A 13,568-nucleotide genomic window follows, 5' to 3' on the forward strand; every position below is an offset into this window, starting at 1 on the left:
TTAATGCAAAACAATAGTTAATTCAAGTGCTTCCAAAAAAGGGAAACAGCGAGGGGGCAGAGGGGCAATGATCCGGATTCAAACTATGTCCCCCCGCTGGCGGGGCGCGGGGAGTATTCCCGATTTTTTGTAACCCGTCATTTTAGTAGGATGAAAAGAGAATATAGAAGTCAGAGATCAGAAGTCAGAGATCAGAGATCAGAGATCAGAGATCAGAGTTTTTCGCGGACTTCTGACTTCTGACTTCTGACGAGTGGCCCATCCTGCATAAATAATAAGCTTTTTTACAAAAAATCGGAAATGCACCTTGGCGTGCTTCATGCAAATACTGCGTATCGCCACAAGTGTATAGGTTTCGAAAATTGAATTTAAACAAGGGACTGCAATCCCTTGTTCAATGCGCATGCAATGTTTTTATGTTTAGAAAACCTAATTTGTTAGGCTATATAAACTAAAAACCTGTGTTTGCAGGCTTCGAAGAGGTGATAATCTCTCTGTTACAGCAAATGAAAACCTCGTGTTTTATTTTGCGCAAATATTGCGTGTGTTTGTTTTGTTATATCGGGAGGTTTTTTTGATTCATTTATCACATAGGTGGCAATGTTATTAATAACTGCTTTTGAAAATAAGACTTGTGATATTTTAAAAACAATATTCCGTTAATGGCACAATAGTTGTTTATCAGTAGACATATTTTTCAGTAGAACTAAGCGATTGCTTTATTACGAGCGTTGCAAAAAAAGGCGTTTTAGAAGGATTCGATTACAAGAGGATATTATGACACTATTGATCTACTCCGGTTTCCCAAAATGTTAAAGATAAAATGCAGCATTATCAATAGGTCGGAGAGGCCGGTTTTTTCATAAAGGGGAGTAATGGGAGGCTTAATCAACAGAACCCTCTTTCCGTTTTTATCCGGGAAGTTATTACAATTTTTTAAAGGAGGTGCAGCGAACCATGCGAAACAAGTTTATGCAGTGTATGTATTTTATCCTTTCATGCTGTGTGTTGTGCATTATGGTAAGTCCTATATTTGGACAAATCTGCAAGTCAACGATGGCATTGGGGGAGGAGTGGAACGACCATACAGGTTCCCCTCTTGATGCCGATGGTGATGCGTGTTCTGAATGTCACACTGGAACTGAGCTGAATTCAGGAAGCGCCATATTTTCAATATCTGCCCCCGAAACGTATACTCTGGGGGAAAGCGTTGAGATTACGGTCTCCTTTGAAGGTTCCGATACCGACGCCTTTCCAAATCACGGCTTTGATATGACAGCGTTAGATGCGAATAATAATTACATTGGCACTTTCACCGCCGTTGTTGGTGAATCGGCTTCTAAATCAGACCAATACATATCACAAACTATTTTAGGAGGCAGTCAGCCCTTATGGCGGGTACTGTGGAATGCGCCCTCTACGACAATAGATGATCCTGTAACTTTTTATGCGGCAGGAGTACAAGAAAACGGTGATGAAACAACTGAAGGAGACTATGTTTATACCTACACATTTACGATGTCCCAATTGTCGGCAGCTACACCAACCCCAACTCCTACCCCAGCAACCGGCGGTGGTGGAGGTGGAGGTGGAGGTGGAGGAGGTGGCGGCGGCGGCGGTAGTGGTGGTGGCAGTACTTCAACTCCGACTCCAACTCCAACAGCGATTGTTGCTACTCCAACTGCTACGCCAACAACGGAACCAACACCGGTGACTGTTGCAACTCCCACGCTTCCTGGTGAAACATTGGGTGTACTTGCCGGATTCGTAACTGACAAAGACACGGGCGAAGGTATCAATGGAGCTGCGGTATCAAGCATTTCGGGTATCTATAAAACGACTACTGATACAACAGGGTATTACCAGTTAGAGAATATTTCGGATGGAATTTATACGTTTATTGCTTCTGCGGCAGGATATATTCAGGCGCCGGCTTCAGGCGTGGCGATAGTTGAAGGCGATACCACTGTCCGTGACTTTACATTGGCGGCAGCAACGGTTGTTACGCCAACACCTCCAGCCTCAAGCCCAACTCCAAACCCAACGGAGACTTCTATCCCATCGGAGTGTGAAGTTACCTCGATAGTTGTTTCTCCCGAAGAGATAGAGCTGAAAAAGGGGCAAACGGCTGAAGTTACCGTGTATTTGATAACCCCCGAAGGTTGTCTGCCAATATCAGGCGAGAAGGTTAAAGCAACGGTGAAGAAAAACAAAGATGGCAAAAAGAAGGTATCCGCATCTCCACGTAAAACAATGACAATTGCAGGAGAAACCTACGGTGAGGCCGCGTTTAACATTACTGCAAAAAAGAAGAAAGGAACCTCAAAGGTGAAATTTAAGTACAATAATCTAAAAACAACGTTGAAAGTAGTGCTTGTGAAATAGGAGAATCTTTGATAACGAGGTGTTAACCCCATGCTTCGGCATGGGGTTAACACAATAAGAGGCTTTAGCCCTGAAGTGAACCCAATGCATTTCTGCTACACAGGGGATAATATTAGTGGAACGCTGCAACGTCCCCCTTACGAGACTATGAGGAACAAAAGGTGCTACATCTGGAGCGGTGATTTCAAAAATAGGTTTAATCGCAAATCAAAATGTGGCCATATCCTCTTTCAAAATAAACTGGCTAAATCCATTGCATTGGTAAAACTTGAGAAACTATCCGTCTATGGCAGATACAGCAAAAAAATGATTAAGGGCGCTACTCATCGTCTGAAAGGAGGAAGCGGGTGGGAGTAATAAGCCTGAGATTAAAAGGTAAAGATTTGGAGAGGATTGAAGAACTTTCCAGGCAGTAACATAAGGATAAATCAACAATAGCGAGAGAGCGTCTTGAATACGGTTGAGAATTTTTAATGGTAAGATATTACAAAGAAGGCAAGCTTTCACTAGAGGGATTAGCCAAAAAACCTGATATTTCAATAAGTGAAGCAATCGATGTATTGAATAGAAACACCAATAGAGTACGAGGACTACCTGAAAGGATTTGAGGTCTTTAAAGACAAGTAGAAACATATTAATAAACCCGGCATTAGCGATTTCTCCCACCCCGAATCAACACGTTCATTATAATCGCACCAACCATCTGCCTGTATAGTAGTGAATGCAGACAGGGTGTCTAAGAGTTACTAAACGAACTAATTGTTTAATGTACACCCTTATATTATGCCGCAAAAAAAGTCAATTTATAGTATTAAGCCGTATCGATGGGATATACCCGTGATGGTAGTGATAGCATTGGGATTCCTCATTGCAGGGCTGAACCTTCCAACACTCAAGCTGACAAAAGTAATTTTCTTCACCAATACGTATTCTATTTGGGATGGTGTGTGGGAATTATGGATGTCGAACCATATCGGTCTGGCAGTAATAATCTTCTTTTTTTCCATCATGTTTCCCTGTGTAAAACTTATTGGCCTACTTTTTGTTTGGTTCGTACCATTAGAACCGGAAGGGAGAAAACGTTTTCTTTATTGGTCAGGTATTTTAGGAAAATGGTCTATGCTTGATGTTTTCATCGTTGCAATACTCGTCATCCTGATCAAGACCAAGGATATCGCAGATGCCAACGCGCAGATAGGTATTTACTTTTTTACCTGTGCAATCATGCTTTCTATCGCCGCCACAATGATGATAGAAAAGATGGCAACCTTAAATGACTTTTATTTACCCACTCTTAAATCCCCTCCCAAACAGGGATTTTCATAATTTCCCTCTTGAGATGATTATGGTAGAGTAAAAGTGTATCAGATGACAAAGAAGTAGATACGCTTATCAGAAAGGCGACCTCGGCAGGGAGGCCGCTTGGTACAGAGCGGTTTATGAAAAAGCTTGAGAAAGAGCGCTTGATCGCAGTCAGTCTTTTGCCAAAGAAGGCAGATAGGCCAAGCAAAAAGAGGCGAGTGTGAATGAAATATGGGAAGTGTCCCTAAATAATCCCCAGGCTCAGACCATGCAGGCGCTTATACGGAATATGAGAAATATTTTCTTCTGTGAGAAATAATTATAGGGCGAAATACACTTTAATCTCTTCTGAAATTTGTTTTTATCAGGAGTTTCTGCTGTTGTATGTGCTTATAGCAACGTTGGTTGTGGAAATACTTATGCATGCGTGTGTTTTTGGTATGTATTTTGATTATTGTCTGTTGATATTATTTGGATATAGGTATAGAACCTGTATGGGATTATCTACCAACATGACAAGGGTCGGCGCGAATATTAAGGCATTAAATGCCCTTTCCAGTATCAATGATAAAATGGCTATTGCCCATCGAAAGTTGGCTACGGGCAAAAGAATCAACAGCGTAGCCGATGATGCAGCAAGTTGGTCTATTGTTACAAAGCTTATTGTTTGCTCGAAAGGTCTTGGGCAGGCTTTAAATAATGTAGGTTCGGCAAAACAAATGATATCTGTTGCCGAAGGCCACTTGAACAATGTCCTTGAGATATTGACGCGCATGAAGACAAAGGCCATTATGGGGGCAGACGACTCCCTTGCCACAGAAGAACGCAACGCCATTGACGCAGAGCTTTTGATGCTTGGCAGGCAGATTGATCTGGAAACCGCTCAGGCATCATGGAACTCAACGAGTATTTTCGATGGTAATAGTACAACAGGCGATAGCAATAATTTGTTTAAATTGCAAATCGGCGCCGGTTCAAACGCTACGGATGATTTGCTGAAGTTTGATATCCTGAATAATTCAAACGTTGCATTGAGTAGCAATAACACTGGTTTTAGTACCTCAAAACTAAGTTTGACAGCCAGTGCCTCAGGTATTGCTTCAATAGGTGGAATAAACGTAACAAGGAGTTTTGCTGCCGCCGGTTTTACAAACACCCCTGACGGAACCGTAACCATAAACGGAGAGACCTTTACCCTGTCAAATTACAACACGGTTCAGGAATTCATGGACGACGTTAATAATGATGGCATAGATTTAACAAAGAGTTTCGATAAGGCAGGGTTTAAAACGGTTCCTGATGGAACGTTAACCGTCAATGGAGATACGTTTACCTTGTCAGATTATAGCACCGTACAGGCATTTATGGATGATATCAATGCAACTGTCACGGATGCGGAAATCAGCTATAATAGTGGTACAGACACGTTCAGATTTAAAAAGGTTGGAGGGGCGCCAGGCCCGGTTCTGTTACAAACAGGCACAAACGGATTTCTTACGGTGGTAAATATACCGCCCGGTGGTCCTTATGGCGGGGCGGGCGTCACAAGTTCTTCAAACGTTGGCCATGACACAAATGCCAATATTTCCTATGATAGGAGTACAGATACATTTACTATACAGAAAACCAGTGGCTCAAACCTGATCGTATCAGAAACGGGTGCGCACGGATTTCTAACAGAGGCAAAGATAACACCGGGTACATATGGCACAAGCGCCACAAGTTCTTCTGCGGTTGGGGGGATTATTACAATTGATCTATCACAAGATTTCACCAACGCAGGGTTCCCCAATACCCCTGATGGAACGGTAACCGTAAATGGTGCAACATTTACCCTGTCAAATTATAGCACAGTTCAGGCATTTCTGAATGCCATCAACAATGATACCAACGCAGATGCCAGCATCTCTTATAACAGCACAAATTCTACATTCTCCATAAAAGGAGAAACCATCGGTAAAGACCTTGTAATAGCAGAGACGGGGACAAATGGATTTTTTACCCAAGCCAATATTACAACAGGTACATATAGCGCCACAGGCGTATCATCGTCATCCGTTGCCCGTGATTTTATCAATAAAGTAGACACGGCTATTGCTGATGTATCAAAGGCATTAAGTTATATAGGTGTTTCAATCAACAGGTTAACCTATCAGGAAAATAGCCTGATGGTAAGCAGGATAAGCACGGAAGCCGCACGGAGTCGAATTGAGGATGCAAATATGGCAGAAGAACAACTTGTTAATACAAAGCTCCAAATACTACAAAAAACCGCCACTAGCATGGTAGCGCCGTCTAATGTATCAAATCAGTGGGTATTGTCCTTATTTAAATAAACACCAGTCCTCCCCCCTATAATAATAAAGGGATACTTCCTAGATTAATTTTTGAATTTTTGAAATACGGGAAGTGTCCCCCTATTGATACGAAGATGTCAAAAAACGTTTGGTTAAATGATACGTGAAATCTATCGTCCGGAAGTAGTGGTCTTACAGGGACATACTCCCTCAGCATTATCTTTTTATAAATTGTTTTGTTTATTGTGTAATACGAAATACTCCGTAAGGTTTTTCCGAAGGTTTTTTCGAAATGTAGCTCATGATAGCATATATAAGTAATAGCGGAAACATTACGTCTAAAGCAGGCGCAACCATTTCCAAATCAATTTTGTGAATAAACCCTAGTAGATTTGTAAACAAAAGGTCTCTCAGAAAGAAAAAACTATAAAATATTGGCTTAAAATGTTTACTTGCGCCGATATATTTACAGTATGCATATACCAAGATCAAATCGGCAAATAGCCTGACGGCGTTATTTGCGATGTTTAGAGCAACAAAAAAAGTACCCGCTTCTGTTTCTTCAGTAAAAAATACCTCCAACCACGGTTTCAATAAATACTTAGAGAAGAAATAGAAAAGAAAACCGGTTGCTGCAATATAAAAAATATTTTTGCCCCATAAAACATAATCCCTGATTCTCATCAAAGAATCTTTCTTTGAGCCTTTTGCATCGCAAAAGCCAAAAGCAATGTCGCCTATTTTGTCTCTGACAGTAACAGAATTCATAAGAAGATATGCGGCTAAAAAAAGGATTATAGTTAAAACATCACCACACATGTCCGGCAGGCTGGGTGTGTGGAATTCAAAATGATGGCCATGTCCTCCAAATTGTAAAACGTTAAAAAGAATAAGTGGTTTAATGATATCTCCTATGATAAATTTTAAATTAATTGCAAGAAATGTAAGGAATATTCCGATTCTGAGCGTTTGCAAAAAAGCCTTTTCTTTAGCAGCGTAATTTTTAGCAAGCAATTTTTACCTCCTTCTTCCTTCCAGATATTTTTTTGTTGAAGTTGCAAATTGTTAGTAATAACTGCAAAAGTATATAAACAAATTCATCTTCAGTGAATCTTTTAATAATACATAAATATGTTACAATACATAAATAATACAGTATTGTTAAATATTTCTTCTATACTATTAAAAGTTAAATGTCAACAGTAAAAAAACTGAATGTATAGATCAAATCTTAGTTACGTATTTTATTAGTTGAAAGTGTCGCTAAAAAAGCGGAAAAACGTATTGGATATGTGAGAAGTGGTGTGTATTTTAATGATTTCAGTGATCGCTAAAATACAGTGGAATAGAGGGAAACTTCCCAGATTAATTTTTGAAATATGGGAAGTTTCCCTCTATTTACTCAAAACCAAAAAAAGATTGTCTTCTATTCCTTTTTTCCGATAAAAAGCCTGGCGGCCTCTAAAAGATCTTTCACAACGTAGTCCGCCCCAAAGGGTGCATCCGGGTCGGCTTCCTGTTCATGATTTGGATTTCTAATGAGCGCCGATTTACAACCAGCTTCTTTGCCAGCACGAATATCCGCGAGGGAATCACCAATCATTATTGATTGTGACAGGTCGATATTGTACTGTTGTGCTGCATCAAATAACATCTTAGGCCGTGGTTTTCTGCAATCGCAATGCACGCTGTATTGTTCGACTACGCCTTCCGCATGATGCGGACAATAATAGAAGGCATCAACCTCAGCCTTTTCTCTGATTAATATTTTTTTCAGTTTTTCATGGATTTGTATTAGAGATTGTTCGTCAAAATATCCCCTGGCAATACCTGATTGATTTGTTACAACAATAATCAGATAATCATTATCCTTGAAAAGGCGTATGCCTTCAACCGCGTGGGGTAATAATTTCAACTGTTCCGGTGAACTTAAATAGGGCGTGTGAACAACTATGGTGCCGTCCCGATCAAGAAATGCGGCTTTTTTCTTTTTCATTCAGGAACATGTCCAAAAATTTCTTTCTCGACAAGAGAACACAAAATATGCCCGATGGTAATGTGGCATTCCTGTATTCTTGGTGTGTTTGTGGAAGGTACTTTTATGCAAAAATCTACCTCATTTTTTAAGAGTCCTCCATCCATTCCGGTAAAACCCACGGTTATTGCTTTTAAGTCCCGTGCAATTTTAACCGCATTCAGTATATTTTTTGAGTTTCCGCTTGTAGTAAATGCCAGAACGACATCTCCCGCCTTTACCAGCGCCTCGACCTGCCTGGAGAAACTAAAGTCATAGCCAAAATCATTTGCAATTGCGGTCATTACAGAACTATCCGTTGTTATGGCAACTGCCGGAAGGGGCCGCCTGTTCATCTTGAACCTGCCTATCATTTCTCCCGCTATATGCTGCGCATCTGCTGCGCTCCCGCCATTTCCCATCAGGTACATAAAGTTGTTATTTTTAAACGCCCTGACGATAACATCGGCAACGTCTCTGACAATCTCAACGTGGGTTGACAATAGTTTTTTTATTGTATCGATACTCTCTTGTAATTGGTGTTCAATATCATTCATAAATAGTTCTTGTGCTTTCATAGTAAGGTATAACTGCCTGTTAATGCGTCTGAGTGATTACGCCCTGTAACAATTCATCCCGGGTATGCTTTTTAATGATTCGGGAGACAATGTTGGTGGTCGAAACTCCTTCCACTAAAGGAGCCAATACCACCTTACCTCCGTAGGATTCCACGAACTCCTGCCCCACTACCCCTGCGTCTTTCCAGTCTTCGCCTTTTACTAATATTTCAGGTTTTAAGGACGTAATAATGCTCATTGGTGTTAACTCATCAAACAACACCACGTACGAGACGTCTTCTAATGCCGCAAGCATTTTTGCACGCTCGTCTTCAGAAACAATAGGGCGGTCAGGCCCCTTCAGTTTTTTTATTGAACTGTCCGTGTTCAAGCCAACCACCAGCAAATCGCCCTGTTTTCTTGCAAACTTAAGATACTCTATATGGCCAACATGCAAAATATCAAAACAACCGTTTGTAAAAACAACCTTGTCATTTCTCCTTCGGTGTTCTTTTAAAATATTTTCAAGCATTTCAACGGTTTTAATTTTCCCGGATTTCTGATTCCCTTCGCTTGCAAGTTCATTAAGTATCTCGTCTTTACTTACCGGAACAACTCCAATTTTCCCGACTTCAATTCCTGCCGCGATGTTTGCCAGCAATGTGGCTTCCTCAAAACTATAACCCTCCCCGAGTACCATGCCAAACATGCTAAGCACCATATCGCCGGCGCCGGTTACATCATACACCGCTTTTGGAGTGGTAGGAAATACCCTTCCTTCGCCTTTTTTATGATAAAGAAACATGCCTTCCCGGTCTATGGTGATAACGCAATACTCCAATTCCAGGTCAGAGACAAATTTGCCCGCAGCCCTATGCAAACTCTCATTGTCTGTAATTTTGATTCCGGTAGCACATTCTGTCTCATGCCTGTTTGGAGTAATGGCTGTAACCCCTCTATAGCAGGAGTAATCGCCTGAAAGTTTTGGATCTGCAATTACTACTTTTTTGTGTTCCCGGCAAAGGTGAATGATGGTCTTCAGTAGCGAATCGGAAAGCAAACCCTTGTTCATATCCGATATCAGGACAGTATCACAGTCCTTTATCTTTTCGCTCAGGTAGCCATTTAATTGTTGTTCTTTCTCTTTGGAAATGTGATGGGTTTTTTCATAATCGACACGTAATAGTTGTTGTATGCCTCTTCCTGCAGTTTGCAGATGTCCCATTAAACGCATCTTCATTGTTGTTGGGCGGCTACTGTCAACAATGACCCCGTCAACGTCACATTTCATATTTTTAAGTATTTGCAAAAGAATAGTGCCATACGAATCATCTCCAATAACTCCGCACGCAAGCGCCTGTGCCCCAAGCATTTTTAAGTTTGCAATAACGCTTCCCGCGCCGCCAGGCCGTACATCTTCTGAAGAAACGTTAATTACTGGTATAGGCGCCTCCTGTGATATGCGCCGGACCTCTCCCCAAACATACTTATCAAGCATCAAATCCCCGATAACCAGGATTTTCGGGGATCTCAAATGTGAAACTATATGAAAAAGCTTATCCATAATATATTTAAAACTCCGGCAAAATATACGTTATATACTAGTAAGTATCCGCAATAATTTCCGTGGGATTTTCTTCCAGGAAATAGGACAACTTAACATTAAGAGACGCCGATAATTTATCCAGCGTATTAAGAGATGCAGCGATTTGACCGTTTTCAATCTGTGATAATAAGCTTGGAGACAGACCCGTCCGGTTTGCTAATTGCTTTTGGGTGATCTTTTTACTTTTCCTCAAAAACTTAAGTTTTTTCCCTATATCGCTCTTCAGTTTATCCTTCGAACTTTTGATAAGACAGTACGTCTTTTGTGCATTATGTAAAGCCTTTCTCAAATCATTTAAGTCAAATGGTTTTTTTAAGTAATCAAATGCATCGAGTTTCATCGTTTCAACTGCCGTCTTAAAAGAGGGATAACCGGTCAATATAATAACACAAATATTCTGGAACCTTGATTTTATCTCTTTAAGCAACTCGGTACCGCTTATTTGCGGCATTTTTAAATCCAAAATGACGATGTTAAATCTGTCTTGTTCCAGGACGTTTATGGCCTCTGAAGGCATTGTAATGCCTTTGGCGGTGTAACCCTCTTCGCTTAAAAATTTGGTTAAATATAAATTATAGTCAACATCATCATCTACAACCAATACCTTTACGCCTTTATCCATCGTATGTCACCTTTTCAAAGTTTGTGGGTAAATTAATTTCAAATTTTGCGCCTTTTCCCACGTCGCTTTTCACATGAATAGCGCCATTATGCCTTTTTATAATGCCATAAGTAATGGACAACCCCAGCCCGGTCCCTTTCCCTACTTCTTTGTCCGTAAAAAACGGGTCAAAGACTCTTGAAAGCTGGTTTTCCGGAATACCTTTACCGGTATCCTCAAAAGTAATAGTAATGGTATTTTTATTTTTAATGCCCGTTGTTATGGAGATGGTATCGCCGGAATCCGTTGCATCATCCGCATTAATCAGCAGGTTCATTATAACCTGTTGTAATTGCTCCGCAAATCCTTTAATTTTCGGTAGCCGGGAAGATAATTTCAAAATAATTTTCTTATTTTTTTTCGTGAACGGTTCTATAATAAGAGCGACGGTGTCCTTTATAATTTTATTAATATTGGCAGGCCTTGGTTGTTCGTTTCCTTCAAAATGCGATAATTCCAGCAGGGAATTAACAATCCTTTCTATCCTTTTAGCCACCTTTTGCATCGTTTTAAATTCTTTTATTGTTTCATTGCTAAATCCCTTTTTTCTTTCAAGAAAGCCTTGTGTCATGCCCGAAATGATTGCAAGGGGAGTGTTGATTTCGTGGGCGACGCCTGCCGCAAGCCTTCCGATGGAGATCAATCTATCCGAATGTATTAACTGCTGCTGTAATTTTTTTTGCCGTTCTTCTTCCCGTTTTTTTTCCGTTATATCCTGAATCAGTTCCAGCACCTGAACAACATTTCCCTCCTTATCGAAAATCGGAGAACTGATCACATTGCAAAATTTCTTTTTATTATGGTTATAAACCATGCGCTCTGTCTGGTTAATTTTTGCCGTTTTAAATACTTTAAACGAAGGGCACTCAACAGGGTCTTCCTCAAAATTGCAAAAGGTATCAAAACAGGTATGATTTACTATATTTTTGCCGAGGGGATGATTATTGATTAATCGTTTGTTTGCCCAGCGAATTTTTTTGTCTTTGCCGATAACGAGGAGGTCTGCCCCGATTTGACTTACAATATCATCCAGTTTCTCCTTTTCCCTTTTCAATTCCAGCTCCAGGTTCTTCCTTTCGGTTATATCCCGAAAATGTGCCAACATATAGATAATATCATTTCTTTCTCTAACGGCAATAATATCCAGTTCCATTACCAATATCTGCTTATTTTTGCTGATTACCTCAATTTCAGTTGTCGGCGCCTTCTTATTGACTGCCATCGATAGCAGTGAGATAACCGTTCTTTTTGATGGTATGGTCAGGAAATCAAAGACATACTTATTTACAAGCTCTTCCATCTGATATCCGATAATTTCTTCCTCGCGCCTGTTCACCGTAAGTATCTTTCCATTCAAATCTACCATCATCATTGAATCTGCCGCATAGTTAAACAACATCTTGTATCGTTCTTCCGAGGTTTTAATCCGGCTGAATAAAATAGTGTTTTCAAGTACTATTGCAAGCTGAGGCGCTATCTGCCAAAGATAGAAATAGCACTGTTCGTCAAAACTGTTGAGCTCCTTGGCGCCAAATGTGATTGCCCCAAGCACTTTTCCCTTAAGTATCAGGGGAAAACCCAGCCGTGAAAGTATTCCTTCGTTATGCAATACCTTATCAGTCCAGAAATGCCCGGTGCTCGTATCATTCACTATGATGGGCTTGCCGGTTTGAATAATTTTTTCCAAAAGGCTGCCACCCATGGGAAATGATTCCCCTGCATTAATTTCACTAAAATCATACTTTTTTGCCAGCGCAAACACCTGAAACCATTGACCTTGTTCATTTGAAATAATTAAGCAGGCGCGAACAAATGGAATAATCTTTTTCAGTTCGCTGCATACCATTGAAAAACTCTCACGAATGTCAATGCTGGTAGCAATCGATTTGTTTATATTATTGATAATCTCTTTATCGAATAGCGTCTTTTTCAGATTCCATTCCAACTGTTGTTTGTAAAGCGCATTCTCAACCGTCTTTTTCAGGTAATCGGCGTCAAAAGGTTTCAAAATATAGTCAACCGTGTCCATGCATAGTTCTTTGATTACCTTACCAACCTTTGCCCGATCAACCATAACGATAACATTTGTATCCGGCAAGGCATTCTTCGTACTTTTTACTGACAAAAACTCATGTTCATCGCACAGACAGAGGTCGAACAAAACCAAATCAATGTTATATTTCTTTATTAAGAGAACAACATCCTTGCCGTGACATGCCATGTAAATAAGATATCCGCATTTTAAGAGCATTTCTTTGAGTGAATTACCTGCCGGATATTCGTCATCATTATCGTTGACAACGATAAGAATTTTTCGGACTTTTTCCATAGAAAACGCAACTGACTAATATCTTGTAAACACTTTCATAATAAAAATTTATTAACGTCGCTCATCTTAATATCATAAAAAATCTATGTCAAGAATAAAGAATCCCACCGCGCGCCGGAGATTAATTATAGTCAAACAAATAGTAACACTTCCGTTTTAGAAAAACGTAAGAGCGAGAGACGAGAGACGAGGGACGAAAGACGAGGGACGAAAGACGAGAGACGAAAGACGAGAGACGAAGGACGAGAGACGAGAGACGAAGGACGAGAGACGAGAGACGAGAGACGAGGGACTAGAGACGAAGGATGTCTATCATCCGTCAGCCCTACACTATGCGCCAAACTTTTTCAAAAAACTAAAGTGTTACAATAAATCTGTTTTTTAGAAAGCTATTTTATTGCCAAATTTCTAAAATCG

Annotated in this window: 10 protein-coding genes; 4 read left to right on the plus strand and 6 right to left on the minus strand. The window is 40.3% G+C overall.

The genetic code is table 11. From position 1 onward, the window contains the following. The first annotated feature begins 957 nt into the window (after positions 1-957). The 4 genes from ABJL82_RS04810 (at position 958) to ABJL82_RS04825 (ending at position 6,023) form a co-directional block, all read left to right on the plus strand. Complete coding sequence (locus ABJL82_RS04810) at positions 958-2,385, plus strand: choice-of-anchor V domain-containing protein (protein ID WP_347273585.1); 1,428 nt, start codon at positions 958-960, stop codon at positions 2,383-2,385. 30 nt (positions 2,386-2,415) lie between these two features. Beyond that, entirely contained in the window at positions 2,416-2,742 is a 327-nt protein-coding gene (locus tag ABJL82_RS04815; RefSeq protein ID WP_347273586.1) for a hypothetical protein, read from the plus strand. Positions 2,743-3,225: 483 nt separating this feature from the next. Beyond that, the gene (locus ABJL82_RS04820; RefSeq protein WP_347273587.1) at positions 3,226-3,711 is read left to right on the plus strand and encodes a paraquat-inducible protein A; all 486 of its coding nucleotides are present in this window, start codon (positions 3,226-3,228) and stop codon (positions 3,709-3,711) included. Between the two features lie 284 nt (positions 3,712-3,995). Next, complete coding sequence (locus ABJL82_RS04825) at positions 3,996-6,023, plus strand: flagellin (RefSeq protein ID WP_347273588.1); 2,028 nt, start codon at positions 3,996-3,998, stop codon at positions 6,021-6,023. A 201-nt stretch (positions 6,024-6,224) separates the two neighbouring features. Here ABJL82_RS04825 and ABJL82_RS04830 read toward each other — a convergent pair whose 3' ends face one another. The 6 genes from ABJL82_RS04830 to ABJL82_RS04855 form a co-directional block, all read right to left on the minus strand. Continuing rightward, positions 6,225-6,998 (minus strand): hypothetical protein, encoded by a 774-nt coding sequence (locus ABJL82_RS04830; RefSeq protein WP_347273589.1) that lies wholly within the window; start codon positions 6,996-6,998, stop codon positions 6,225-6,227. Positions 6,999-7,410: 412 nt separating this feature from the next. Further along, entirely contained in the window at positions 7,411-7,980 is a 570-nt protein-coding gene (locus ABJL82_RS04835; protein ID WP_347273590.1) for an HAD family hydrolase, read from the minus strand. Next, on the minus strand, positions 7,977-8,576 hold the full coding sequence (locus tag ABJL82_RS04840; protein ID WP_347273591.1) for a D-sedoheptulose 7-phosphate isomerase: 600 nt from the start codon (positions 8,574-8,576) through the stop codon (positions 7,977-7,979). Before ABJL82_RS04840 ends, ABJL82_RS04835 begins: the two co-directional genes overlap by 4 nt. A gap of 19 nt (positions 8,577-8,595) precedes the next feature. Then, positions 8,596-10,119, minus strand: a complete 1,524-nt coding sequence (gene rfaE2, locus ABJL82_RS04845; RefSeq protein WP_347273592.1) for a D-glycero-beta-D-manno-heptose 1-phosphate adenylyltransferase — start codon at positions 10,117-10,119, stop codon at positions 8,596-8,598. A gap of 37 nt (positions 10,120-10,156) precedes the next feature. Next, positions 10,157-10,783: a response regulator gene (locus tag ABJL82_RS04850; protein ID WP_347273593.1), complete on the minus strand. Its 627-nt coding sequence runs from the start codon at positions 10,781-10,783 to the stop codon at positions 10,157-10,159. Continuing rightward, on the minus strand, positions 10,776-13,151 hold the full coding sequence (locus tag ABJL82_RS04855; RefSeq protein ID WP_099324188.1) for a PAS domain S-box protein: 2,376 nt from the start codon (positions 13,149-13,151) through the stop codon (positions 10,776-10,778). The genes ABJL82_RS04850 and ABJL82_RS04855 overlap by 8 nt, the downstream gene beginning before the upstream one ends. Positions 13,152-13,568 lie beyond the last annotated feature (417 nt).

Source organism: Candidatus Kuenenia sp., assembly GCF_039794105.1.
Taxonomy (GTDB): domain Bacteria; phylum Planctomycetota; class Brocadiia; order Brocadiales; family Brocadiaceae; genus Kuenenia.